This window comes from Pseudomonas sp. GXZC, from assembly GCF_026967615.1.
GTDB classification, from domain to species: domain Bacteria; phylum Pseudomonadota; class Gammaproteobacteria; order Pseudomonadales; family Pseudomonadaceae; genus Aquipseudomonas; species Aquipseudomonas azotoformans_A.
The window spans coordinates 92,017-118,304 of the sequence record NZ_CP114115.1 but is presented as its reverse complement, the minus strand read 5'-3'; the positions used below and the strand labels follow the sequence as shown (position 1 = coordinate 118,304).

Here is a 26,288-nt window from a genome sequence, read left to right as displayed (position 1 = left end):
TATCAGTCTGACTCCACAAGCACCCACACGAATTGCTTGATTCAGTTGTTAAAGAGCGGTTGGTTAAGATCTTTCGTCTCAACCGAGGCGCGCATTCTACAGCAGCCTCATTTGCTGTCAAGTGATTATTTTCAGAAGCTTTCGAAGATTTCTTCAACAACTTCAACCACTTGCGCTTCAGATCTCTCGTCAGCGGGAGGCGAATTCTACAGCGTTACACGCTGCTGTCAACACCTCTTTTTCAACTTCCTTTTGGCTTCGATGAACTGAAGCAACCTGCTATCGAAACCTACATAACTCATTGTTTATCAAGGAGTTTTCCGTTTCGACTGCGCCGGAAGTGGGGCGAATTATAGGCTTCTGAAATCTGCCGTCAACCCTTGATTTTACTTTTCTATCAATTAGCGAGAATTGATTAAAAAACCACCAATTAAGGGCCATCAGTACCTTCTATATAGAAGAAAGGATTCAGATAACACCCGCCTCCTTCAGAGCAACCACATTCGCCACGCCCAATCCCAGTACATCTTGAAGCACCTGAGCCGTATGCTCTCCCAGCAGCGGAGGCGCATTGCGATACTCCACCGGCGTCTTGGACAGCCTTATAGGACTGGCAACCTGAGGCACCATCCCCGCCAGCGCATGAGGCAATGCCATCTCCAACCCGCGCGCCTTGACCTGAGGGTCGGCGAACACCTGCGCAAGGTCATTGATTGGCCCACAAGGCACACCGACCCGTTCCAGCTGCGACACCCACTCAGCCGTCGTCTTGAACACCGTCGCCTGACGAATCAAAGGAATCAGCTCCGCCCGATTCGCCACCCGCATCTTATTAGTAGCGAAACGCGGATCATCCGCCCACTGCGGCTGCCCAGCCACTTCGGCAAACTTACGAAATTGCCCGTCATTACCCACCGTCAAGATGAAGTCACCGTCGGCGGTGGGAAAATCCTGATAAGGCACGATATTCGGATGCGCATTACCCAGCCGTTTCGGCGATGCCCCTGTCGTCAGGTAATTCATCGCCTGGTTGGCCAGGCAGGCCACCTGCACATCCAGTAACGCCATATCGATGTGCTGCCCGCCACCGTCATGATCGCGATGAGCCAGTGCCGCCAGAATCGCCACCGTCGAGTAGAGCCCCGTAAGAATGTCAGTCAGCGCCACACCTACCTTGACCGGGCCAGCACCTTCATCCCCCTCGGGGCGCCCCGTCAGGCTCATAAGTCCGCCCAACCCCTGGATCATGAAGTCATAGCCTGCCCGCGCCGCATAGGGCCCGGTCTGACCAAAGCCCGTGATCGAGCAGTAGATCAGCTCGGGGTTGATCTCCTTGAGCGACTCATAGTCCAACCCATACGCCGCAAGCCCGCCCACCTTGAAGTTTTCAATGAGGATGTCCGACTTGGCTGCCAGCTCACGCACCAGCGCCTGTCCCTCCGGCCGCGTGAAGTCGATTGTCACCGATTGCTTGTTGCGATTGGCCGACAGGTAATACGCCGCCTCACTGGTGTTCTCACCATAGGCGTCCTTAAGAAAGGGCGGCCCCCAGGCGCGCGTATCGTCGCCGCTGCCCGGCCGCTCGACCTTGATCACTTCAGCCCCAAGGTCCGCAAGGATCTGCCCGGACCAAGGGCCCGCCAGTACTCGCGATAGATCGAGTACACGTAGATGCGAAAGCGCGCCCATGCCGTGCTCCTATTAATAGAACGCCTGAAGACCTGTTTGCGCGCGCCCGAGGATCAGGGCATGCACATCATGAGTACCTTCATAGGTATTCACGACCTCCAGGTTGACCAGGTGACGCGCCACACCGAACTCATCGGAAATACCGTTGCCGCCGAGCATGTCGCGCGCCATACGCGCAATATCCAGAGACTTGCCACAGGAGTTGCGCTTCATGATCGAAGTGATTTCAACCGCTGCCGTTCCTTCATCCTTCATACGCCCCAGACGCAGGCAGCCTTGCAAGGCCAGCGTGATCTCGGTCTGCATGTCGGCCAGTTTCTTCTGGATCAGTTGGGTCGCCGCCAATGGACGGCCGAACTGCTGGCGATCCAGTGTGTACTGGCGAGCGGTATGCCAGCAGAACTCGGCAGCACCCAACGCCCCCCAGGAGATGCCATAACGCGCAGAGTTAAGACAGGTAAAAGGCCCCTTCAAGCCGCGCACGTCCGGGAAGATGTTCTCTTCCGGCACAAATACGTTATCCATGACGATTTCACCGGTGATGGAAGCGCGAAGCCCGACCTTGCCGTGAATCGCCGGTGCGCTCAGGCCTTTCCAGCCTTTCTCCAAGACAAACCCACGGATATCGCCAGCATCGTCCTTGCCCCACACCACAAACACATCCGCAATCGGGCTGTTGGTGATCCACATCTTCGCGCCCGTCAGGCTGTAACCGCCGTCCACTTTTCGAGCCCGGGTAATCATCGCACCTGGATCAGACCCATGATTGGGCTCGGTCAGGCCGAAACAGCCGATCCATTCCCCAGACGCCAACTTCGGCAAGTACTTCTGCTTCTGCGCCTCGGTGCCAAATTCATTGATCGGCACCATCACCAGTGAAGACTGCACACTCATCATCGAGCGATAGCCGGAGTCGACACGCTCTACTTCGCGGGCAATCAACCCATAACTGACGTAATTCAAGCCGCTGCCGCCGTACTGCTCGGGAATCATCGCACCGAGCAAACCGGTCTCGCCCATCTCGCGGAAAATCGCAGGGTCTGTCTTTTCATGGCGGAAGGCCTCAAGCACACGCGGCGCCAGCTTGTCCTGGGCGAACTGCTCAGCACTGTCACGCACCATGCGCTCTTCTTCGGTGAGCTGTTGATCCAGCAGCAGTGGATCGATCCAGTTGAAGCTTGCCTTGCCAGCCATGAATAAGTCCTCGCGGAAAGAAACGGAAGTCGTGGAACCAGCCTAGGCCCGACAGGCGAGGAGGGCAAACGAGGTTTCCGCATGGGGTTGTGCTAATTTCTCACTTCGTAATCGACGAAAAGCGCGCATATGCGCTTTACATGTGAGGACACGGTATATGCGCAGGAAAATCCCCAGTACCACCGCCCTTGTCAGTTTTGAAGCTGCGGCCCGCCACGAGAGCTTTACCAAGGCCGCGCACGAGCTTTCGATCACGCAAGGCGCCATCTGTCGACAGATCGCCAGCCTTGAGGAGTTTTTGAGTGTCGAGCTGTTTCGACGCTCACGGCGCGGAGTAAAACTGACGGAAGCAGGGCTGTCTTACAGCCGCCGCGTTGCCACACAGCTGGACGCAGTGGAGCGCGATACGCTTTCCGTCATGGGACAGCAGGGCGCTAACACTATCGAGCTGGCCGTTGTCCCCACGTTCGGAACTCAATGGTTGATCCCGCGCCTCAAGGATTTTCAACACCAGCACCCCGAAGTCACGGTCAATCTGACGAACAGAACACGGCCCTTCCTATTTGCCGACACCGAATTCGACGCCGCCATCTACTTCGGCGATGCCGACTGGTCCGGCACGGAATCGCACCGCTTGATGGGAGAGAACCCCGTCCCCGTGTGCAGCCCTCGACTGCTGGGTAGCAGCACGCAATTCAGCCCTCAGGAAATCGCAGAACTGCCCCTCCTACAGCAAACAACGAGACCCTACGCGTGGCGCCAGTGGTTCAACGCGCAGCAGTTGAGCGTACCCCGCGACATGACAGGCCCCCGTTACGAGCTATTCTCGATGTTGTCCCAAGCCGCCATGCATGACATGGGGATCGCGCTGATCCCGCCGTTCCTTATCCAACGCGAATTGGAGGAGGGCCAACTGATGATTGCGAGCCCCGAGGCGCTGAGCAGCTCGAAGGCTTATTACTTGATGATTCCTGACAGAAAGGTCGAATCAGCCTCGATGCACGCATTCAGGGATTGGCTTATCGAACAATCACAGCGCTACAGCCCTGGTATTTAAAGGTCTAAACCGCATTGCTGACTTTGTAGTCAGTAAATTTTGAATCCTACAGATATACGTATATGTCGCATTTCAACAGACTGTATCTGTCACACAAAAATAGGGCTCAAAGCCATGATCCATATGGCTTGTAGCGACTAATACAAGCCAATGACCGACTATTCACATCAAAGATGTCAAAAAGCTACAAAACCGCCTACAGGCCTTTAAGCCCCTGTATTTTAAGAGGTTAATTCCACATGTTGCGACAATCAGTCACAGGGTGACTTGTAGTTAATTTTTCGTCACCCGTCATAATCCCTTGATGGCCGTAAAGTTCGCCTGCAAAATGCCGCGCCCCGCTGTCATTTCAGCGGGATCGTGCTGATCGGCCGCCCCAGTTGCGCCACTCGCGGTGCACTGGCCTTTTTACAAAAAGATCAAAAGCAAAAAGATCATGCAGGAGATTTGACGTGCACATTGGTGTTCCTCTCGAAACCCAGACCGGTGAAACGCGGGTGGCTGCCACCCCGGAAACCATCAAGAAGCTGATCGGCCAGGGCCATAAGGTCACTGTACAAAGCGGCGCCGGCATTAAAGCCAGCATCACTGACAGTGCCTATGAAGCGGCAGGCGCAACCATTGGCAGTGCCAACGAGGCGTTTGGCGCCGAGCTGATTCTCAAGGTGGTGGCCCCCAGCGACAGCGAACTCACGCTGATCAAAAGCGGCACCGTCTTGGTGGGCATGCTCAACCCGTTCAGCAACGAAACCATCGCCAAGCTCGCCGAGCGAGGCGTCACTGCCTTTGCCCTCGAAGCTGCGCCGCGCACCTCGCGCGCCCAGAGCCTCGACGTGCTGTCGTCCCAGGCCAACATCGCCGGCTATAAAGCCGTACTGCTCGCCGCTCATCACTACCCGCGCTTCATGCCGATGCTGATGACCGCTGCCGGCACCGTCAAAGCTGCGCGCGTGTTGATCCTCGGTGCGGGGGTTGCAGGCTTGCAAGCCATCGCCACGGCGAAACGTCTGGGTGCGGTGATCGAAGCGTCTGACGTACGCCCGGCGGTGAAAGAGCAGATCGAGTCCCTCGGCGCCAAGTTCGTCGACGTGCCTTACGAGACCGATGAAGAACGCGAATGCGCCGTCGGCGTTGGTGGTTACGCCCGCCCAATGCCAAGCAGCTGGATGCAGCGCCAGGCCCTGGCCGTGCACGAACGCGCCAAGCAGGCCGACATCGTCATCACCACCGCACTGATCCCAGGCCGCAAGGCGCCGACCCTGCTCAGCGCTGAAACCGTCGCACAGATGAAACCCGGCTCCGTGGTGATCGACCTCGCCGCCGCCCAAGGTGGCAACTGCCCGCTGACCGTCGCCGACCAGGTTGTCGTCGAAAACGGCGTGATCATCTGCGGCCCGACCAACCTCGCCGGCGCTGTCGCCGCCGATGCGTCGGCCTTGTACGCACGCAACCTGCTGGACTTCCTGAAGCTGGTCTTCACCCAGGAAGGGCAGTTTGAAATCAACCTCGAAGACGACATCGTCGCCGCGTGCCTGATGTGCCGCGACGGCCAAGTCATCCGCAAAAACGCCTAAGCAGGGATTCAGACGATGGAAGAGCTTATCTCCCCCGGTATCTACAACCTGATCATCTTTGTGCTGGCGATTTATGTCGGTTACCACGTGGTCTGGAACGTGACCCCCGCGCTGCACACGCCGTTGATGGCGGTGACCAACGCCATTTCCGCGATTGTGATCGTCGGCGCCATGCTGGCCGCCGCCCTCACCGTGACCCCGCTGGGCAAGACCATGGGCACCCTGGCCGTGGCCCTCGCCGCGGTCAACGTGTTCGGCGGCTTCCTGGTTACCCGCAGGATGCTTGAGATGTTCAAGAAGAAAGCCCCGAAAGTAAAAGAAGAGGCGCCGAAGTAATGAGCATGAATCTGGTAACGACGCTCTACCTGATCGCGTCGATTTGCTTCATCCAGGCCCTCAAAGGCCTGTCGCACCCCACCACGTCGCGACGCGGCAACCTGTTTGGCATGCTCGGCATGGCGCTGGCGGTGCTCACCACCGTGGGCCTCATCTATAAGCTGGGTGCTGAGCTGGCCACAGCGGGTATCGGCTACGTGATCGTCGGCCTGCTGATCGGCGGCACCGCCGGCTCGATCATGGCCAAGCGCGTTGAAATGACCAAGATGCCGGAGCTGGTGGCGTTCATGCACAGCATGATCGGCCTGGCAGCGGTGTTTATCGCCATTGCTGCGGTGGTCGAGCCGCAATCCCTGGGCATCGTCAAACACCTGGGCGACGCGATCCCTGCCGGTAACCGCCTGGAACTGTTCCTCGGCGCGGCCATCGGTGCCATCACCTTCTCCGGTTCGGTGATCGCGTTCGGCAAGCTGTCGGGCAAGTACAAGTTCCGCCTGTTCCAGGGCGCACCGGTACAGTTTGGCGGCCAGCATAAATTGAACCTGGTGCTCGGCCTGCTGACGCTTGGCCTGGGCCTGGCGTTCATGTTCACCGGCAACCTCACCGCCTTCGCGCTGATGCTGGCCCTGGCGTTCGTGCTGGGCGTGCTGATCATCATCCCGATTGGCGGCGCCGACATGCCTGTGGTCGTGTCGATGCTCAACAGCTACTCCGGCTGGGCAGCGGCGGGTATCGGTTTCTCGCTGAACAACTCGATGCTGATCATCGCCGGCTCCCTGGTGGGCTCCAGCGGCGCGATCCTGTCGTACATCATGTGCAAGGCGATGAACCGTTCCTTCTTTAATGTACTGCTCGGCGGTTTCGGCAATGCGCCGGACGCAGGTGCCGCAGCCGGCTCCAAAGAAGCGCGCCCGGTGAAATCCGGCTCGGCTGACGATGCGACCTTCCTGCTGACCAACGCCGACACCGTGATCATCGTTCCAGGCTACGGCTTGGCAGTGGCACGGGCGCAGCATGCGCTCAAGGAACTGACCGAGAAGCTGACCCACCACGGCGTCACCGTGAAATACGCGATCCACCCGGTGGCAGGCCGTATGCCTGGCCACATGAACGTGCTGCTCGCCGAGGCCGAAGTGCCTTACGACCAGGTGTTCGAGATGGAAGACATCAACTCCGAGTTCGGCCAGGCCGACGTGGTGCTGGTGCTGGGCGCGAACGACGTGGTCAACCCGGCCGCCAAGAACGATCCGAACTCCCCGATTGCGGGAATGCCGATTCTCGAAGCCTTCAAGGCCAAGACCATCATCGTCAACAAGCGCTCGATGGCCAGCGGTTATGCCGGTTTGGATAACGAACTGTTCTACCTGGACAAGACCATGATGGTCTTTGGTGATGCCAAGAAGGTCATCGAAGACATGGTCAAAGCCGTCGAGTAACACTGCTTCAGCGCAATACTCGAAACCCCGGCCTCCAGTAGGCTGGGGTTTTTTATGACCGCATGAAACCCGACCAAAGGCTCTAAATCGCTGCCTGGCATTCGACCATGGTAGCGGGCCGAATTTTTTTGAAATCACTAAACTGCGCACCTTGCTTCCGTAGCCTGAGATAACAATCCATGTACCGTGATCGTATCCGCTTGCCTTCGCTGTTGAACAAGGTCATGAGCGCGGCAGACGCCGCCGCACTGATCGAGGACGGCATGACCGTCGGCATGAGCGGCTTCACCCGTGCCGGTGAAGCCAAGGCCGTCCCCCACGCCCTGGCCGAACGCGCCAAGACCTCGCCGCTGAAAATCACCCTGATGACCGGTGCCAGCCTGGGCAATGACCTGGACAAGCAACTGACCGAAGCGGGTGTGCTGTCGCGACGCATGCCGTTCCAGGTCGACAGCACCTTGCGCAAGGCGATCAACGCCGGCGAAGTGATGTTTATCGACCAGCACCTGTCGGAAACCGTCGAGCAACTGCGCAACAACCAGCTCAAGTTGCCGGACATTGCCGTAATTGAAGCGGTCGCGATCACTGAGCAGGGTCATATTGTGCCGACAACGTCTGTGGGCAACTCGGCCAGCTTTGCGATTTTCGCCAAGCAGGTGATCGTCGAGATCAACCTGGCGCACAACCCTAACCTGGAAGGGTTGCACGACATCTATATCCCAACGTACCGGCCAACCCGGACGCCAATTCCATTGGTGAAGGTCGATGACCGGATCGGCAGCACTGCGATTCCGATCCCTCCGGAAAAGATCGCCGCCATCGTTATCACCCACCAGGCCGATTCCGCTTCAACCGTGACGCCGCCTGACAGCGATACTCAAGGCATCGCCAATCACCTGATCAACTTCCTCAAGCAGGAAGTCGACGCCGGCCGCATGACCAACAAACTCGGGCCGTTACAGGCCGGCATCGGCAATATCGCCAACGCGGTGATGTGTGGCCTGATCGAATCGCCGTTCGAAGACCTGACCATGTATTCGGAAGTGTTGCAGGATTCGACCTTCGACCTGATCGACGCGGGCAAGCTGAGTTTCGCGTCGGGCAGTTCGATCACCCTGTCGGAGCGTCGCAATGCCGACGTGTTCGGCAACCTGGAGAAGTACAAGGACAAACTGGTGCTGCGCCCGCAAGAGATCTCCAACCACCCGGAAGTGGTGCGTCGCTTGGGCATCATCGGTATCAACACCGCGCTGGAGTTCGACATCTACGGCAACGTCAACTCCACCCATGTCTGTGGCACACGGATGATGAACGGTATTGGCGGCTCCGGGGATTTTGCACGCAATGCGCACCTGGCGATCTTTGTTACCAAGTCCATTGCCAAGGGCGGGGCGATTTCAAGTGTGGTGCCGATGGTCAGCCATGTAGACCACACCGAGCATGACGTCGACATCCTGGTCACCGAGGTTGGGCTTGCCGACCTGCGTGGCCTGGCGCCCCGGGAACGGGCGCGGGTGATCATCGACAACTGTGTGCACCCCGCCTACCGCGACGCCCTGAACAGTTACTTCAACGCTGCCTGCGCCATCGGCGGGCACACGCCGCACATCCTGCGTGATGCACTGAGCTGGCACATCAACCTGGAAGAATCCGGGCATATGCTCAAGGCGTAATTGATACAGATCCGGGCTGATGCAAACACAGTTTCATCAGCTCGACATCTCCACCGGCATTTCTTGAAAAAACTGTACTGCTGTACCGGTCATTTCCTACCGAAATATCCCACACATCACTTCAAAAATGCCTATTTCGCACTACTTTAGTGCGGACAGGTACAGTTGCCCCATTTCCGTACAGTACAGCCCCTATAAACAGTTAACTGGCCCCTCACAATACAGGTGAACTGTATCTAGAGAGTCTTGCGCCGGAAGAGGATCATTGGCATCAGTTAAACCACTACCTAATCCCGCCACAAGCGGAAGGATGTCATCATGGAACGTACACTCAGTTCCGATCTGTTCTTCGAAGAAAAAGCTGTAAACACCCAGGCCTCCCTGCCTCTGCGCGTTATCGCCAACCTGATGTTGTGGCAGCGCCGCATCTCCAGCCGCCACCAACTGGCTCGCCTGGATTCGCGTCTGCTGGCTGACGCAGGCATCAGCGAAGCTCAACGCTACGAAGAGCTGAGCAAGCCGTTCTGGCGCTAACTTAGCGCTCGCTGGCCCTGACCTACCGGGTCCACCGCCAGCACCCTGATTTGTCAAAGCAAAGCCCGCCACGGGAAACCGGAGGCGGGTTTTGTTGTTTTCGGGGTTTGGGTTTTCAACCGGAAACAGTGGCATGATTCGACGACAGGTACAGTTTAAAAAATACAACAGTTAAGCAGTACAATTTAACTTCAGTGTATCTGTATCGGTCACATCCCCTCGCTCAACATGGTGTTCCAAGACCCCATGAAAGGTGATTGCCATGGATACGCCGTCCCCCCGCTATAAACGGTTGTTACGCCAAGCGGCCTCGACGGTGGCCAAATGGCTGCGCCAGGCCTATGAACGGCGCCAGCTGTCGCAGCTTGATAGCCGTGAACTGTCCGACCTGGGCATCAGCCCTGGCGACCGAATGAACGAGCTGTCCAAACCGTTCTGGCGTGACTAGGCAGTCAAGATGCTTCCCGAACGGATAAACGGCGGCTTAATATCCAGCCACCACGTGGCGAACCGCGCAGTACAGGCGTCTGATCCCAATGGCTGCCCTGCGCCACCTTATCCGTTCATCTACAGGAGTCATCCCATGTCCCGTCTTAGCCTGCTGAGTGCCGCCGCCCTGTTGGCCCTGGCTGCCAACGCCAACGCGACCAGCTTCATCGTGACCACCGACTCCATCGTCGGCGCGCTAAAGGCCACCTCCGACGCCACTTCCGATGCCACCTCGTCCCTGCGCGACAACAAAGTCGTGCGCGCTGCCCGTGACGACGCCGCCAGCTTTGTTGCCAGTGAAGGCGCCATCCGTGGCGTGAAACTGGAAAGCGCCCTGGCCCAGATCCGCCAACAAGCGCCGCAGCTGAACACCGCAACTGACGCACAGCTGGCCCAGGCCATCCTGGCGATCTGAATGCAGGGCTGATGCCTGGGCGCTGGCTCTCGCCCGGGCATTACGCTAGCCTTGGCGCTCGTTTTCAGTTGTCGAGTCCCATGGCTTTTTCATACCGCCTGTTAATAGTTCCTGTATTGCTTTGCGCCGCCTGGTCGCCCTTGGCTTCGGCCTTCGACCTGACCACGCAGAGCACCGTCGCCAGTGCGTACGCCACCAGCAAGGTGACTTCCGCACCCTTCGACAGAAAAGTGATAATGGCCGCCCAGGATGACGCTGCCGCGTTTATCGCCACTGACGGCCAATGGCGGGGGGCACGGTTGGAGTCAGCGCTGGATTATCTGCGCCACAGCCAACCAAAACTTAACGCCAGCGACCTTGAACTGGCGCAAGCAATTCTCGTCCAATAATCATCTCTGTATTCCATCTTTGTATTTGGAGTTATTCCATGCGTAGCCCGCTGATTGCCGCCACCCTTGGCCTGCTGTTGTTGGCCGACGTTGCCCAGGCACACACCCTGGTGGCCACCAGTAACATCATTGTTCGCGCCTCTGGCCGCACCATTGATTTCACCTCGGACACCACCACTTCCATCCGCGACTCCAAAGTCGTACGCGAAGCCCACGATGACGCTGCCAGCTTCGTCGCTACCAACGGCGAGATCCGTGGCGCACACCTGGAAGCCGCCTTCGACACCCTGCGCACCCGTCTGCCGGAAGCCCGCGACGCCAGTGACCAGACCCTCGCCGAAGCTATCCTCGCACTGTGAGGCGAATGGCCGCCTGGCTCCTGGCCGGGGTTGTGCTGCTGTGTGCCAGCGCAGCCCAGGCCGGCCTGCAACTGCGGCTCAAGCCCGAGGGCTTGAGCCCGGCTGAACAGCAGGCCAGCCAGGCGTTGCTCGACGAAGCGATGCGCGCCTTGCCGCCGCGCTTCATCGAGCAGTTGGACCGGCGTATTGATGTCGGCTGGACCGACAAGATGCCCGAGAACGCCTACGGGCAAGCCTCGCTGGTGTCCGAGCTGGACCTCAACCGCAACCTGCTTGCCAGCCTGACCGACGGCAGCGCCGCCACCCAGAAAACCAATCGCCCCCACGGCACCGTGCGCCGCGAAATGCTCGCCACCGTACTGCATGAACTGACGCACATTTATGACCGTGCACGTCTGTGGTCCAAAGCAGACCGCGCACTGATCAACCGCTGCAGCCGCCAGAACAGCATCACCGGCTTGATCGGCCTGCCGGATCAATGCCGCGGCCAGCATGACCGACGCTTTACCCTCAGCGATGACCCACGCCTGCTGGACCTTGCCGGCTGGCCGCAATACGTCGGCCGTCGTGGCGAGCGCGAACAAAACAACCATCAAGTCGCGCGCAGCCCGGACATCTACGAAACCACCAGCCCGTTGGAATTCGTCGCAGTCAACATGGAGTACTTCCTGCTTGACCCAAGCTACGCCTGTCGCCGCCCCTCGCTGTTCCGTTACTACAAAGAACACTTTGGCTGGGCGCCGCCGAATCAAGACGCCTGCGCCAACACCTATGCATTCCTGAATGCCGGCAACGATTTCGCCAAGACGCCGCTGGGCCATGTCGACCCGGAGCGCGTCTACGAAATCGACTACCTGCTGGCCGAAGCCAACCAGAACCTGGTGAGTCGCTGGGGCCACAGCATGTTGCGCCTGGTGATATGCGCGCCAGGCAGGCCGCGTGGGCCGGATTGTCGGCTGGACCTGGACCAGCACCTGGTGTTGTCCTACCGCGCATTTGTCGGTGACGTACAGCTGTCGAGCTGGGACGGCCTGGTCGGCAAATACCCGTCGCGCCTGTTTGTGCTGCCGCTGGCGCAAGTGATCGACGAGTACACCAAGACCGAGTTGCGCGGCCTGGCCTCCGTGCCGTTGAAACTGACCCGCCAGGAAATCAACGACACCGTCGAGCATGCCGCCGAAATGCACTGGAGCTACGACGGCAACTACTTCTTCATTTCCAACAACTGTGCAGTGGAGAGCCTGAAGCTGTTACGCAGCGGCAGCGCCAACCCACAACTGACCGGTCTGGACAACATCACGCCTAACGGTTTGCTCGAAGTACTGAGCGCCCGAGGCCTGGCCGACACCAGCGTACTGGACGACAAACGCAGGGCATTGCGCCTCGGTTATCACTTCGACTCCTTCCGCGAACGCTACCAGGCGATGTTCGATGTACTGCGCAAGCATCTGCCGATCAAACAGACCCAGGTCGAAGACTGGCTGTCCCTCAGCGCAGAGGAGCGTCGCCAGTGGTTCGGTCAGGCCGATCTGCGCACCAGCGCCGCATTGTTGCTGCTTGAGCAGGCGAGCTTTCGCAAGCAGTTGATGCTGGCCCAGGACGAAGTCAAGCAACGCTACCTCGGCGCCCGCGAGCTGAAAAACGGCGGCATGGAGAAAGCCAACGCCACGCTGCAACAGATCCTCGCCAACAGCGGCTTCCTCAGCCGCCCGGCAGAACTCCTGGGCAGTGGCGGCTATGGCCTGCCGCAACCTTCGGAAGCCAAGCGCCTGGAGTCGGAAAGCGCCGAGCGCCAGAAGCAGCTGCAATCACTGACCGGCGAGCTGGATAAAGAGGTGAGGGCGCTGCTGGATCCCTCGCGCTCCGCCGAGATTGCCGCCTGCGAAGCCAACCTCAAGCAGGTGGGCGAGCATTTGCGGGCATTGCACAAGGCGGCGGGCGGCCTGGAGCTGCCCTGAAACGCCGAACAACCCTTCATCACCCTTTCAGCCGGCGAAAGCTGGCTGAAAGCTTACCCGTCTAGGATCGCCCCCACTGCCGGCAACAGACCGGCTGTTAACAACAACAATGGTGATTCCCGATGTCCGCTCGTACCCGCCTGTTTGCCCCCACTCCACCCGTACGCCTCGTGCCTTTCGTTCTGCGCTGACCCCACCCGGTTCGCCATTCCCTAGCCGCGCTACGCCTGGAGTATTCCTATGCTGACTTTCCTTGGCTTTGCCATGGTCATCACGTTCATGTTCCTGATCATGACCAAGCGCCTGTCCGCGCTGATCGCCTTGATCATCGTGCCGATCCTGTTCGCGCTGTTCGGCGGTTTCGCGCCGGAGATCGGCCCGATGATGCTTGCGGGTATCACCAAGCTCGCGCCGACCGGCGTGATGCTGATGTTCGCCATTCTCTACTTTGCCCTGATGATCGACTCCGGCCTGTTCGACCCGGCCGTGCGCAAGATCCTCAAGATGGTCAAGGGCGACCCGCTGAAAGTCTCGGTCGGCACCGCCGTGCTGGCCCTGGTCGTGTCCCTCGACGGTGACGGCGCCACCACCTACATGATCTGCGTGGCCGCCATGCTGCCGCTGTACCAGCGCATAGGCATGAGCCCGCGGATCATGGCCGGCCTGATCATCCTCGCCGGCGGGGTGATGAACATGACGCCTTGGGGCGGCCCGACCGCCCGTGCCGCGAGTGCGCTGCATGTGGACCCATCGGACATTTTCGTACCGATGATCCCGGCCATGGCCGCCGGCGTCGTCGCCATCCTGGTGATCGCCTACATGTACGGCCTGCGCGAACGTGCACGCCTGGGTGAATTGCACCTGCAAGGCGACGAGATCGACCACAGCGAAATCAGCGTGTCGCAATTCCCGGACGCCCGACGTCCGAAGCTGATCTGGTTCAACGGCGCCCTGACCTTTGCCCTGATGTGCACACTGATTGCGGGCCTGTTGCCACTGCCGGTGCTGTTCATGGTGGCGTTCAGTATCGCGATGATCGTCAACTACCCATGCCTGCAGATGCAAAAAGACCGCGTCGCCGCCCACTCCGGCAGCGTACTGGCGGTGGTGGGGCTGATCTTCGCGGCCGGTATCTTCACCGGCATCCTGTCGGGCACCGGCATGGTAGATGCCATGTCCAAGAGCCTGCTGGCCGTCATTCCTGAGGCGATGGGCCCGTACCTGGCCGTGATCACCGCGCTGGTGAGCATGCCGTTTACGTTCTTCATGTCCAACGATGCGTTCTACTATGGCGTACTGCCCGTACTCGCCGAAGCCGCCAGCCACTACGGCATCACGGCTGCAGAAATGGGTCGTGCGTCGATCGTCGGTCAACCGGTGCACCTGTTGAGCCCGCTGGTACCCTCGACCTACCTGCTGGTCGCTTTGGCCGGTATCGAGTTTGGCGATCACCAGCGCTTTACCCTCAAGTGGGCAGTACTGGTGTGCCTGTGCATAATGGTCGCCGCGTTGCTGATGGGGATTATTCCGCTGTTCAGCACTCTATAATCGTACCAACTCAACCGCGCGGCGCTGCAGCTTGCGCGGTTTAACACTTGCTCAAAGGAATACACATGGAATGGCTGACCAATCCGGAGATCTGGATTGCCTTCTTCACCCTGACGGCCCTCGAGATCGTCCTGGGCATCGATAACATCATCATGATTTCGATCCTGGTCAGCCGCATGCCCAAGCACATGCAGGCGCGCACCCGGATCTTCGGCCTGGCGCTGGCCATGGTCACGCGTATCCTGCTGCTGCTGTCGATCACCTGGGTGATGCAACTGACCGCTGACCTGTTCGTGGTGTTCGGCCAGGGCATTTCCGGTCGCGACCTGATCCTGTTCTTCGGTGGCCTGTTCCTGCTGTGGAAAAGCTCCCAGGAGATGTACCACGCGCTGGAAGGTGAAGACGAAACCCACGAAGAGCCAGGCGGCAAGGGTGGCAAGTTCATCTACACCATCGTGCAGATCGCCATCATCGACATCGTGTTCTCCCTGGACTCGGTGATCACTGCCGTCGGCATGGTGTCCCATGTCCCGGTCATGGTCGCGGCGATTGTCGTAGCGGTACTGGTAATGATGCTGGCGGCCGGCACCATCAGCGAGTTCATCGACAAGCACCCGTCGCTGAAAATGCTGGCGCTGTCGTTCCTGCTGGTAGTCGGCACCGTGCTGATCGCCGAATCCTTCGATGTGCACGTGCCGAAAGGCTACGTCTACTTCGCCATGGCGTTCTCGCTGGCGGTGGAAGCGGTGAACATCAAGATGCGCACCGCCATCGCGAAAAAGAAAAAACAGCAGGATCCTGTGAAACTGCGCAAAGACATTCCGGGTCAATAAACCCGAGCCAGACAAGAGGGGCTTTTATAAGCCCCTTTTTTGCATCCGCAAAAAGCTGATTTCATGACAGTTTTGTTTCAATCCTCACTTTAGCTATGCGATGCTGGCGCAGAGCCCATTCGCCAACTACAGCTTAACTACAAGACGTAGAGCGGCACGCGGCAATTTTCCTTCGCTCATTTTCGAGCGCACCCACACGGGGGGCCGAGCATGCTGACCTTGCTCAATCTGCTTTCCGCCGTGACCCTGCTGATCTGGGGCACGCACATCGTCCGTACCGGCATCCTGCGGGTCTACGGTTCCAACTTGCGCCAAGTCATCGGGCAGAACATGTCCAAGCGCTGGCTGGCGTTTATCGCCGGTATCCTGGTGACGGCAATGGTGCAGAGCAGCAACGCCACGGCGATGCTGGTGACCTCCTTTGTCGGCCAGGGCCTGATGGGGCTGATGCCCGCCCTGGCGACCATGCTCGGCGCCGATGTCGGTACGGCGCTCATGGCCCGGGTGCTGACGTTTGACCTGTCCTGGCTGTCGCCGCTGCTGATTTTTCTTGGGGTGATTTTCTTCCTATCGCGCAAACAGACGCGGGCAGGGCAATTGGGGCGCGTGGGGATCGGCCTCGGGCTGATCATCCTGGCGCTGCAACTGATCGTCGAAGCCGCCGGACCGATCACCCATGCCCAAGGCGTGAAAGTGCTGTTCGCGTCGTTGACCGGCGACATCTTGCTCGACGCCCTGGTCGGCGCCTTGTTCGCGATGATTTCCTACTCCAGCCTGGCCGCCGTCCTGCTGACCGCCACCCTGGCCGGCGCAGGCGTGATCGGCTTGCATGTCGCGATCGGCCTGGTGATCGGCGCCAACATCGGCAGCGGCGTGTTGGCCTTCCTCAGTACCAGCATGCAGAACGCCGCCGGACGCCAGGTCGCGCTGGGCAGCCTGTTGTACAAATTGATCGGCCTGTTGCTGATCATTCCTGTGCTGGACCCGCTGGTGCTGTGGATGGATGGCCTGGACTACAGCGCTCAAGGCATGGTCATCACCTTCCACCTGCTCTACAACGTCAGCCGTTGCCTGATCCTGTTGCCCACCATCGGCCCGATGGCAAAACTATGCGCCTGGCTGCTGCCCGAGCGTGAAGAGGTCAACGGCAAAGCCAAGCCGCGCCATCTGGACCTGACGGCACTCAGCACCCCAAGCCTGGCCCTGGCCAACGCCGCCCGTGAAACCCTGCGCCTGGGCGACCTGATCGACAACATGCTCACCGCCAGGCAGGAAGTGCTACGCGGCAAACAGACCGCCATCACTCAGGAAATGCGCAGCCTCAGCGATGATGTCGAGTCGCTGTACAGCGCGATCAAGCTCTACCTGGCGCAAATGCCCCGCGAAGACCTCAGTGAACAAGACAGCCGCCGCTGGGCCGAAATCATCGAGCTGTCGATCAACCTGAAACTGGCCGGCGACCTGATCGAACGCATGCTGCGCAAAGTTCAGCAGCAGAAAACTTCTCAGCGTCGCCAGTTCTCGGAAGTGGGCCTGGAAGAACTCACCGGCCTGCACAGTCAGTTGATCGCCAACCTGCGCCTGGGCCTTTCAGTGTTCCTCAGCGCCGACCCGGAAAGCGCCCGCCAATTGCTGCGCGAAAAACGCCGCTTCCGCGCCCAGGAACGGCGCCTCGCCCACGCCCACGTGAGCCGCCTGCAGCGAAAAATCGTACAGAGCCTGGAGACCAGCTCCCTACACCTGGAGCTGATTGCAGACATGAAACGCCTCAACTCGTTGTTTTGCAGCAGTGCTTATGTAGTGTTGGAAACGTCCGACACCGGCGCGCTCTCCGCCGAAGATATTGCCGACATCACACATTCGCCCTGAACGTACTATGGCCCGTGAAGTCAGTTAAAACTGACCTCACTCGCCAGGAAGCTTGTTATGCGTCGCCTGTTGTTCGCCTGCCTGCTCATGGGTGCTGCCCATGCCTTCGCCTTTGACCGCCTGCAAGTCGAGGGCTACACCTTGCCCAATGGCCTGCAATTGCTGCTCAAACCGGGCACCGAACGCGGGCATGTGGCGATCCGCCTGGTGGTGGGCGTGGGCCTGGACGATTTCAGTTGCGAGGACAAAGAGCTGCCGCACCTGCTGGAACACTTGCTGTTCAGCGGCATCGACGGCGGTGGAGAAGGTGAGCTGGAAGACCGCATGCAGGCGCTGGGCGGCGAGTGGAACGCCTACACCAGCAACGCCGACACCACCTTCGTGATCGAAGCGCCCGCACAAAACCAGCGCAAGGTGCTGGACCTGCTGCTGGCGATCATCACCCGCACCGAACTGACCGACGCCAATATCGACGCGGCCAAGCGGGTGGTGGAGCGCGAAGACGGCGGCCACTACTCACACCTGCAACGCCTGCTGGACCGCCAGGACCTGGGCCACACCGCCAGCAATCAACTGGCCGTCGAGCTGGGTCTCAAGTGCGCCGAACGCGCCGAGGTCGACCATCTGACTCGCGACCAGTTGGAGAACCTGCGCAAAAACTGGTACGCGCCCAACAACATGACCCTGATCATCGTCGGTGACCTCGACAAATTGCTACCGGCCTATCTGGAACGTACCTATGGCCAACTCGACCCGGTCGAACCCACGGAACACCCGGCACTCCCGGAAATCCAGCACGCCGCCGCCAGCCATCGCGAACTGATCCACGGCTGGGTCGGCGATAGCGCCAAACTGCACTGGCTGTTCCCGGAGCCGGTACTGGACAACGGGCATGATGAAACCTACGACCTGCTCAAGGACTACCTCGACTGGGCGCTATACCGTCAACTGCGCCTCAAGCACGGTTTGTCCTACGGCCCGTGGAGCGAACGCGAAGTGCTTGGCGGCGTCGGGTTCCTCAGCCTGAATGCCGACCTTGAGCGGGAAAACCTCCCCGACGCCGAACAGGTCCTCCAGGACCTCAGGGCGCAGTTGCTCAAAGACGGTCTCGACCCGGCGGTGTTCGCCCGCCTGCAACAGGCCGCCGTCGCCCGCCAGGCCTGGGCCGTGCAGGGCAACAGCGCACTGGCCGACTATTACTGGAGCGCTTCAGGTGACTACAACAACGGGCATTTCAGCGACCCGGTCAAACGCATCAAGGCCGTGAGCCTGGACCAGACCAACCAGGCCATGCGCCAAGTGTTCAAACAGCCAGGCTACTGGCGCATCGAGAAACCGCTGCTCAGTTACGACCTGCTCAGTTGGATCGGCGCCGGTCTACTCGGGCTGATCGCCTTTGTGTTGATCGCCGTGCGGCGTTATCGCAAACGGATCACGTAATGACGCAACGGATGACGGGCTAAGACGTTATTCTGTTTGGGATTTTTTCCTACAAAGACTGCGAACCGCCGAATGCAAAACCTGACCCGCTTGATCACCCGCGTCCTCGAACTGATGAAGCGTTACCCAGGGGTGATTGCACTCGGCGGCTTCATCTCGGGTGTGTGCAGTTTCATCCTGGTGGACCGCCAGCAGGGCATGGCCAGTTGGATCGCGGTGATCATGCTGGTGAGCTGGCTGTGGCTGATGCTGGAAAACAGCTTCACCCAACTGTTCACCAAGGTTTTCAAGCGCGAGATTCCCGAACCGTTGCTGCGCTACGCGACCCAGATGATCCACCAGGAAAGTCTGTTCTTCGTGTTGCCGTTCTTTTTCATCACCACGGCATGGAACAGCGGCCAGTCGGTGTTCACCGGCCTGCTCGGAGCGGCGGCGCTGGTGTCGATCGTCGACCCGCTGTACTACAAATGGCTGGCGCCCAAACGCTCACTGTTCCTCGCGCTGCACACCTTCACCTTGTTCGCTGCGCTGCTCACTGCGCTGCCGATCATCCTGCACCTGACCACGGCCGAAAGTTACAAACTCGCCCTCGGCGTGGCCTTGGCGTTGTCGATTCCGAGCTTGGCCGTGAGTATGCCGCTGCGTAGTGTCAAAGGCTGGGCGATGTTACTCGGGGTCACGGCCGCCATTGGGTGCGCCGGGTGGTTCCTGCGCAGTTGGGTGCCACCGGCCACCTTGTGGATGACCGAAGTCGCCATCAGCACACAGCTGCAAGACCGCACGCCGGGCGACGACCTCAAGGAAGTCACCGCCGCCCAACTGCGCAGCGGCGGGCTGTACGCCTACACCGCGATCAACGCGCCGCGCGGGTTGGATGAGCGCATCTACCATGTGTGGCAATTCAACGGCAAAGAAGTCGACCGTATCGCCCTGGACATTCATGGCGGACGCAAAGAGGGCTACCGCGCCTGGACCCACAAGCAGAACTTCCCTGGTGATGCCGTGGGCCGCTGGCAGGTACGCGTACTGACCGAAGATGGGCAGGTGATCGGCGTATTGCGTTTCAAAGTGACGGACTCAGCACAAACGGACAACCCAAAGTAAGCAGGTTCGTGCTATTACGTAGGAATTGTGGATAGCCAAACAAGCTCGGAGCTTATGACCCCCCCTACGACGGCCGGTGCAGCCCACCTCGACACGTCCACCACCCCGCCACAGCTGAGGATTACGGGGGACTGGACGCTGGCCCACTATGCCAACCTGAAGAAGCTGTCGGACAAGCTCGACGGCCAATACGACGCTGGCGCACGCATCGACCTCAACGGCCTCGGCGCCCTGGATACCGCCGGCGCCTCGCTGCTGGTGGAGTTGCTGGGGCCGAGCCGCATCGAGCAATCCGCCGAACAGACCGATTGCAGCCTGTCGGCCGCCGACCGCGCCCTGCTCAAGACCGTCTACCGTTCCCTGAATGATTTTTGCGTGCCGGAAAAAGCCCCGGAAGAAGCGGCGGGCATTCAGGTGCTGGCGCGCATCGGTCGGGCGGTGGACACCGTCTGGCAGGACACCCAGAAACTGCTGGGCTTTATCGGCCTGATTCTCGAAACCTTCGCCCGTGGCATTTTCCGCCCCAAGCGCTGGCGCGTGACGCCGATGGTTGCGCACCTTGAACAGGTCGGTCTGGATGCCGCGCCAATCGTGGCCTTGCTGACCTTCCTGGTCGGTGCAGTGGTGGCCTTTCTGGGGGCCACGGTGCTCAAAAGCTTCGGCGCGACGATCTTCACGGTGGACCTGGTGGCGTTCTCTTTCCTGCGGGAATTCGGCGTCTTGCTGACCGCCATCCTGATCGCCGGCCGCACCGCCAGCGCCTTTACCGCGCAGATCGGCTCGATGAAGGCCAATGAAGAAATCGACGCGATCCGCACGCTGGGCCTGGACCCGATGGAATTGCTGGTGCTGCCTCGCGTGCTGGCATTGCTGGTGGCGCTGCCGATGCTGACCTTCCTGGCGATGCTCTCAGGCATCGTCGGCGGCGGCGTGGTGTGCGCCGTGGCGCTGGATATTTCACCGGCAATGTTCCTGTCGCTGCTGCAATCGGACATTGGCGTGCAGCATTTTCTGGTGGGCATGGTGAAGGCGCCGGTTTTTGCGTTCCTGATCGCCGCCATTGGCTGCCTAGAGGGTTTCAAGGTCAGCGGCAGTGCCGAATCCGTCGGCGCCCACACCACCTCCAGCGTGGTGCAATCGATCTTTGTAGTGATCGTGCTGGATGCGGTCGCCGCGTTGTTCTTCATGGAGATGGGCTGGTGAGTCGTCAACACCGAGCGCCCGCCGAGGCGGTGATTGAAGTGCGCGGCCTGTGCAATCGCTTTGGCAGCCAAAGCGTGCACGAGAACCTCGACCTGGACTTGTACAAAGGCGAGATCCTCGCGGTGGTCGGCGGCTCGGGCAGCGGCAAGTCAGTGTTGCTGCGCAGCATCGTCGGCCTGCGTCGGCCCAGCGAAGGTGAGGTGCGGGTGTTCGGCAAGAACCTGCCGAGCCTGCCGGAACATGAGCGCTCCCTGGTGGAACGGCGCTTCGGCGTGCTGTTCCAGAAGGGCGCGCTGTTTTCTTCGCTGACCGTCACCGAGAACGTCGCCCTGCCGTTGATTGAACACGCCGGCCTCAGCCGCCGCGACGCCGAGCATCTGGCCGCCGTGAAACTGGCCCTGGCCGGACTGCCGCTGTCGGCGGCCGACAAGTACCCGGCGTCACTGTCCGGCGGCATGATCAAGCGTGCTGCCCTGGCCCGCGCCCTGGCGCTGGACCCGGACATCCTGTTCCTCGACGAACCCACCGCCGGCCTCGACCCGATTGGCGCGGCGCAATTCGACCAACTGATCCTGACCCTACGCGATGCGCTGGGCCTGAGCGTGTTCCTGGTCACCCACGACCTGGATACGCTGTACACCATCACCGACCGCGTGGCGGTGCTGGCGCAAAAGAAAGTGCTGGTGGCCGATGCCATTGATGTTGTCTCGGAAACGGACGACGCATGGATCCACGAATATTTCCACGGCCCCCGTGGCCGCGCGGCATTGGATGCCGCTCAATCGCTTAACGAGGTATGACATGGAAACCCGAGCCCATCATGTGATGATCGGTCTGTTCAGCGTGATCGTGGTGGTCGGCGCGATGCTGTTCGGCCTGTGGCTGGCCAAGTCCAGCGTCGACAGCGCCTTCCAGGACTACGAAGTGATCTTCAACGAGGCGGTCAGCGGCCTGTCCCAGGGCAGTTCGGTGCAGTACAGCGGGATCAAGGTGGGCGATGTCATCAGCCTGAGCCTGGACCCCAAGGATCCCCGCCGCGTGCTGGCGCGTATCCGCCTGGCGGGGCAGACGCCGATCAAGGAAGACACCCAGGCCAAGCTGGCCCTGACCGGCATCACCGGTACCTCGATCATCCAGCTCAGTGGCGGCACCCCGCAGAGTCCTGAGCTCAAGGGCAAGGACGGTAACCTGCCACAGATCATCGCCTCGCCATCACCCATCGCGCGCCTGCTGAACAACAGCAACGACCTGATGACCAGCATCAACCTGTTGCTGCACAACGCCAACCACATGTTCTCCCGCGAGAACGTCGAACGCCTGAGCAATACGTTGGACAACCTGCAACAAACCACCGGTGCCATCGCCGACCAGCGCGGCGATATCAAGGTGGTGATGCAGCAACTGATGCAGGTGAGCAAACAGGCGAGCGCCGCCCTGGAGCAGACCACCGTGCTGATGCGCAACGCCAACGGCTTGCTCAACGAACAGGGCAAGCAGGCCTTCGGCAGTGCCGAGCAGGCGATGAAATCCCTTGAACAAAGCACCGCGACCATCAACACCTTGTTGACCAACAACAAGGACTCGGTGAACAGCGGCATGCAAGGCCTCAACGAACTGGCGCCGGCCGTGCGCGAACTGCGCGAAACCCTCGGTTCGCTGCGCGCCATCTCCCGCCGCCTGGAAGCCAACCCCAGCGGTTACCTGCTGGGCAGCGACAAGAACAAGGAGTTCACGCCATGAAGCGTGCTTACCAAATGATCGCCCCGGTGGCCCTGGCACTGGTGAGCGCGTGCTCGATCCTGCCCAAGGCCGACCCTTCGGATGTGTATCGCCTGGCCTCGGCACAGACCACCAACCAGGCCGCGCCGGTCAGTTGGTCACTGCGCGTGAACAAGCCACAGACCAGCGAATTTCTCGACAGCCCGCGCATTGCCGTGGTGCCCAATGGCGACCTGATCAGCAGTTATGCCAATTCGCGTTGGAGCGACCCGTCGCCGGTGCTGCTGCGCAACCGCTTCATGGATGGCTTCCAGCGCGATGGCCGGGTGACGCTGCTGAGCACCGACGATACCAATCTGCAGTCCGACTATGAGCTGGGCGGTCAACTGCAGGCATTCCAGAGTGAATACCATGGCAGTGCGGTGGAGGTAGTGATTCGCCTGGATGCGCGGTTGGTGCGGGGGAGTGATCAGCGGATCGTTGCCAGCCGGCGGTTTGAGGTGAGGCAGCCGGTGGCAGATACCAAAGTGCCGGCGGTGGTAGCCGGGTTTGGGCAGGCGGGGGATCAGTTGAATAAACAGGTGGTGGATTGGGTGGTGAGTCAGGGCAATAGATCAATTGTGGCGAGGGAGCTTGCTCCCGCTGGGCTGCGCAGCAGCCCCAATACCAGCCAATAAGTTTTATCGGATACACCTGTGAAATCTTGTGGGGCCGCTTCGCGGCCCAGCGGGAGCAAGCTCCCTCGCCACAGGGGTTCAGCCTCAGCCAAAGAACCAGTAACACACCGCAATCGCCGCCACGACACCGGCCAACTCCGCCAGCAACGCACAGCCCACGGCATGCCGGGCGCGCTGAATCCCCACCGACCCAAAGTACACCGCCAACACATAGAAGGTGGTCTCGGTACTGCCCTGGATCGTCGCCGCCACCAGCGCCGGGAAGCTGTCCACACCCTGTGTCTGCATGGTCTCGATCAGCATCGCCCGTGCGGCGCTGCCGGAGAACGGCTTGACCATCGCGGTCGGCAAGGCATCGACAAAGCGTGTGTCCATGCCCGTCCAGGCGACCACATGGCGAATGCCTTCCAGGCCGAAATCCAGGGCGCCAGACGCGCGCAACACGCCCACGGCACACAGCATCGCCACCAGGTACGGCAGCAGGTTCTTCGCCACGTCAAAGCCTTCCTTGGCGCCTTCGACAAATGCCTCGTACACCTTGACCTTGCGCAACGCGCCGATCACCAGGAACAGCATGATCAAGCCGAACAGCGTGAGGTTGCCCAGGATCGACGACAGGCCAGCCAGCGCGGTGGCGGACAAGGTCGCCAACAACGCCATGAAACCGCCCAACACCAGTGCCCCCGGAATCAGATAGGCCAGCACCACCGGGTCCCACAGTCGCAGGCGCTGCATGATCGCCACCGAGAGCAGGCCGACCAGGGTTGAGGCGCTGGTCGCCAGCAGGATCGGCAGGAACACCAGCGTCGGGTCCGCGGCGCCTTGCTGGGCGCGGTACATGAAGATGGTCACGGGCAATAGCGTCAGCGAGGACGCGTTAAGCACCAGGAACAGGATCTGCGCGTTACTCGCGGTGTTGGGAATCGGGTTGAGTTCCTGCAGCGCCTTCATCGCTTTCAAGCCGATGGGGGTCGCCGCGTTATCCAGGCCCAGGCCGTTGGCCGCGAAGTTGAGGGTGATCAAGCCGATGGCAGGGTGCCCGGCGGGCACTTCCGGCATCAGGCGGCGGAACAGCGGGCCGAGGACCTTGGCCAGCCAATCGACGATTCCGGCCTTCTCGGCAATGCGCAAGAAACCCAGCCACAAGGTCAGGGTGCCGAACAGCAGCACCATCACTTCCACGGACAGCTTGGCCATGGCGAAAATGCTTTCGACCATCGCCGCGAAAATCCCGGCGTTACCGCCGACCAGCCATTGCGCCAGTGCCGACACCATTGCCACGACAAAGAAGCCAAGCCACAGGCCATTGAGCATCAGTTGAACCCCTCGAAGAATGGAGCGAATGATAGCGGGGCTGGCAGAAACGACAAACCCCGGAATGATCCGGGGTTTGTCTTAGAGCTGTAGTGCTATCAGCTGCGGGTCGCTTGGGCGGCCGGCGTGGCGTCCTTGCTGCGCCAGTGCGGCAGCGAATTCCAGTAGCGCTCGCCCTTGGCGTCGTCGTACATGCCTTCCCAACGGGAGATAACCAGCACGGCCAGGGCGTTGCCGATCACGTTCAAGGCAGTACGCGCCATGTCCATGATGCGGTCGACACCGGCGATGAACGCCAGGCCTTCCAGCGGAATGCCCACGCTGCCCAGGGTGGCCAGCAACACCACGAAGGACACGCCCGGTACACCGGCGATGCCTTTGGAGGTGACCATCAGGGTCAGGACCAGCATCAACTGCTGGCCAACCGACAGGTCGATGCCATACAGCTGGGCAATAAAGATGGCCGCGATGCTCTGGTACAGGGTCGAACCGTCGAGGTTGAACGAGTAACCGGTCGGCACCACGAAGCTGCAGATGGCTTTCGGCGCGCCGTAGGCTTCCATCTTCTCGATCACGCGCGGCAGCACGGTTTCGGAGCTGGCGGTGGAGTAGGCCAGTACCAGCTCATCCTTGAAGATGCGGATCAGCTTGAGAATCGAGAAGCCAAACAGGCGAGCGATCAGGCCCAGTACCGCAAAGGCGAAGAACAGGATGGCGACGTAAACCAGGATCACCAGCTTGGCCAGCGGCAGCAAGGAGGCGAAGCCAAAGTTGGCGACGGTCACGGCGATCAATGCGAATACGCCGATCGGGGCGTACTTCATGATCATGTGGGTGACTTTGAACATGCTCTCGGACACGCCCTGGAACATGGTCACCAGCGGCTCGCGCAGCTCAGGCTTGAGGCTCGACAAGCCCAGGCCGAACAGCACCGAGAAGAAGATGATCGGCAGCATTTCGCCACGGGCGACGGCGGCGAAGATGTTCGACGGGATCAGGTTGAGGATGGTCTCGATGAACGCATGCTCATGCTGCACTTCGGCGGCGGTGGCGGTGTACTTGGAGATGTCGACGGTACCCAGGGTACTCATGTCGATGCCAGCGCCTGGGTGGAACAGGTTGGCCAGCAACAGGCCGACCACGATGGCGATGGTGGTGACAATTTCGAAGTAAAGGATGGTTTTGACGCCGATACGCCCGAGCTTCTTCGCATCACCGACCCCGGCAATGCCGACGATCAGCGAGGAGATCACAATCGGGATCACGATCATCTTGATCAGGCGGATAAAGATATCACCCGCTGGCTGCAACACATTGCTGATCCACCAGGCCTTTTCAGCACTGAAATGGTTGAGCACTGCACCGATTGCGATCCCCAGCACCAAACCGATGAGGATCTGCCAGGCGAGGCTTAGCTTTGCCTTCTTCATGTCATTACCCTTACTTCAAGTGAACTTAAGGCAAATGCGCCAGCTGCA

At 60.2% G+C, this 26,288-nt stretch carries 24 protein-coding genes; 20 read left to right on the top strand and 4 right to left on the bottom strand.

Going from position 1 to position 26,288, the window contains the following annotated elements; genetic code table 11:
* Positions 1–468: 468 nt before the first annotated feature.
* Positions 469–1,689: a CaiB/BaiF CoA transferase family protein gene (locus tag OZ428_RS00575; protein WP_269132441.1), complete on the bottom strand. Its 1,221-nt coding sequence runs from the start codon at positions 1,687–1,689 to the stop codon at positions 469–471.
* A gap of 12 nt (positions 1,690–1,701) precedes the next feature.
* Complete coding sequence (locus OZ428_RS00570) at positions 1,702–2,883, bottom strand: acyl-CoA dehydrogenase (protein ID WP_003187423.1); 1,182 nt, start codon at positions 2,881–2,883, stop codon at positions 1,702–1,704.
* A 157-nt stretch (positions 2,884–3,040) separates the two neighbouring features.
* Here OZ428_RS00570 and OZ428_RS00565 point away from each other — a divergent pair, with 157 nt between their 5' ends.
* The 20 genes from OZ428_RS00565 (at position 3,041) to OZ428_RS00470 (ending at position 23,496) form a co-directional block, all read left to right on the top strand.
* Complete coding sequence (locus OZ428_RS00565; protein WP_269132440.1) at positions 3,041–3,940, top strand: LysR family transcriptional regulator; 900 nt, start codon at positions 3,041–3,043, stop codon at positions 3,938–3,940.
* A gap of 452 nt (positions 3,941–4,392) precedes the next feature.
* Positions 4,393–5,514: a Re/Si-specific NAD(P)(+) transhydrogenase subunit alpha gene (locus OZ428_RS00560; RefSeq protein WP_269132439.1), complete on the top strand. Its 1,122-nt coding sequence runs from the start codon at positions 4,393–4,395 to the stop codon at positions 5,512–5,514.
* A gap of 15 nt (positions 5,515–5,529) precedes the next feature.
* A complete protein-coding gene (locus OZ428_RS00555) occupies positions 5,530–5,850 on the top strand; it encodes an NAD(P) transhydrogenase subunit alpha (RefSeq protein ID WP_003187417.1) in 321 nt (106 codons plus the stop codon).
* Positions 5,850–7,286, top strand: coding sequence for an NAD(P)(+) transhydrogenase (Re/Si-specific) subunit beta (locus OZ428_RS00550; RefSeq protein WP_269132438.1), 1,437 nt, complete (start codon positions 5,850–5,852; stop codon positions 7,284–7,286). The genes OZ428_RS00555 and OZ428_RS00550 overlap by 1 nt, the downstream gene beginning before the upstream one ends.
* 179 nt (positions 7,287–7,465) lie before the next feature.
* Entirely contained in the window at positions 7,466–8,959 is a 1,494-nt protein-coding gene (locus OZ428_RS00545) for an acetyl-CoA hydrolase/transferase family protein (RefSeq protein ID WP_033901531.1), read from the top strand.
* Positions 8,960–9,277: 318 nt separating this feature from the next.
* Positions 9,278–9,493, top strand: a complete 216-nt coding sequence (locus OZ428_RS00540; RefSeq protein WP_010168694.1) for a DUF1127 domain-containing protein — start codon at positions 9,278–9,280, stop codon at positions 9,491–9,493.
* A 262-nt stretch (positions 9,494–9,755) separates the two neighbouring features.
* Positions 9,756–9,941 carry a DUF1127 domain-containing protein gene (locus tag OZ428_RS00535; protein WP_033901532.1) on the top strand — a complete coding sequence of 62 codons (186 nt, stop codon included), beginning with the start codon at positions 9,756–9,758 and terminating at the stop codon, positions 9,939–9,941.
* Between the two features lie 135 nt (positions 9,942–10,076).
* Positions 10,077–10,397: a DUF2388 domain-containing protein gene (locus OZ428_RS00530; protein ID WP_269132437.1), complete on the top strand. Its 321-nt coding sequence runs from the start codon at positions 10,077–10,079 to the stop codon at positions 10,395–10,397.
* 80 nt (positions 10,398–10,477) lie between these two features.
* A complete protein-coding gene (locus OZ428_RS00525; RefSeq protein ID WP_269132436.1) occupies positions 10,478–10,786 on the top strand; it encodes a DUF2388 domain-containing protein in 309 nt (102 codons plus the stop codon).
* Between the two features lie 38 nt (positions 10,787–10,824).
* Positions 10,825–11,145 carry a DUF2388 domain-containing protein gene (locus OZ428_RS00520; protein ID WP_012721546.1) on the top strand — a complete coding sequence of 107 codons (321 nt, stop codon included), beginning with the start codon at positions 10,825–10,827 and terminating at the stop codon, positions 11,143–11,145.
* Positions 11,142–13,103 carry a DUF7844 domain-containing protein gene (locus OZ428_RS00515; protein ID WP_269132435.1) on the top strand — a complete coding sequence of 654 codons (1,962 nt, stop codon included), beginning with the start codon at positions 11,142–11,144 and terminating at the stop codon, positions 13,101–13,103. Before OZ428_RS00520 ends, OZ428_RS00515 begins: the two co-directional genes overlap by 4 nt.
* A 240-nt stretch (positions 13,104–13,343) precedes the next feature.
* Positions 13,344–14,651 (top strand): CitMHS family transporter, encoded by a 1,308-nt coding sequence (locus OZ428_RS00510; RefSeq protein ID WP_269132434.1) that lies wholly within the window; start codon positions 13,344–13,346, stop codon positions 14,649–14,651.
* A 65-nt stretch (positions 14,652–14,716) separates the two neighbouring features.
* The gene (locus OZ428_RS00505; RefSeq protein ID WP_033901535.1) at positions 14,717–15,484 is read left to right on the top strand and encodes a TerC family protein; all 768 of its coding nucleotides are present in this window, start codon (positions 14,717–14,719) and stop codon (positions 15,482–15,484) included.
* A gap of 210 nt (positions 15,485–15,694) precedes the next feature.
* Positions 15,695–17,353 carry a Na/Pi cotransporter family protein gene (locus tag OZ428_RS00500; protein WP_269132433.1) on the top strand — a complete coding sequence of 553 codons (1,659 nt, stop codon included), beginning with the start codon at positions 15,695–15,697 and terminating at the stop codon, positions 17,351–17,353.
* Positions 17,354–17,410: 57 nt separating this feature from the next.
* Positions 17,411–18,793, top strand: coding sequence for a M16 family metallopeptidase (locus tag OZ428_RS00495; RefSeq protein ID WP_269132432.1), 1,383 nt, complete (start codon positions 17,411–17,413; stop codon positions 18,791–18,793).
* A gap of 72 nt (positions 18,794–18,865) precedes the next feature.
* Entirely contained in the window at positions 18,866–19,897 is a 1,032-nt protein-coding gene (locus tag OZ428_RS00490) for a DUF5924 family protein (RefSeq protein WP_269132431.1), read from the top strand.
* Positions 19,898–19,951: 54 nt separating this feature from the next.
* Positions 19,952–21,100, top strand: a complete 1,149-nt coding sequence (locus OZ428_RS00485; protein WP_033901539.1) for an ABC transporter permease — start codon at positions 19,952–19,954, stop codon at positions 21,098–21,100.
* Positions 21,097–21,900: an ABC transporter ATP-binding protein gene (locus tag OZ428_RS00480; RefSeq protein ID WP_033901540.1), complete on the top strand. Its 804-nt coding sequence runs from the start codon at positions 21,097–21,099 to the stop codon at positions 21,898–21,900. The genes OZ428_RS00485 and OZ428_RS00480 overlap by 4 nt, the downstream gene beginning before the upstream one ends.
* Position 21,901: 1 nt before the next feature.
* Entirely contained in the window at positions 21,902–22,840 is a 939-nt protein-coding gene (locus tag OZ428_RS00475; protein ID WP_033901541.1) for an MlaD family protein, read from the top strand.
* A complete protein-coding gene (locus OZ428_RS00470; protein WP_269132430.1) occupies positions 22,837–23,496 on the top strand; it encodes an ABC-type transport auxiliary lipoprotein family protein in 660 nt (219 codons plus the stop codon). Before OZ428_RS00475 ends, OZ428_RS00470 begins: the two co-directional genes overlap by 4 nt.
* A gap of 84 nt (positions 23,497–23,580) precedes the next feature.
* Here the strand turns inward: OZ428_RS00470 and OZ428_RS00465 are convergent, their stop codons facing one another.
* Entirely contained in the window at positions 23,581–24,810 is a 1,230-nt protein-coding gene (locus OZ428_RS00465; RefSeq protein WP_269132429.1) for a nucleoside recognition domain-containing protein, read from the bottom strand.
* A gap of 98 nt (positions 24,811–24,908) precedes the next feature.
* Positions 24,909–26,240, bottom strand: a complete 1,332-nt coding sequence (gene gltP / locus OZ428_RS00460; RefSeq protein WP_269132428.1) for a glutamate/aspartate:proton symporter GltP — start codon at positions 26,238–26,240, stop codon at positions 24,909–24,911.
* Positions 26,241–26,288: the final 48 nt, after the last annotated feature.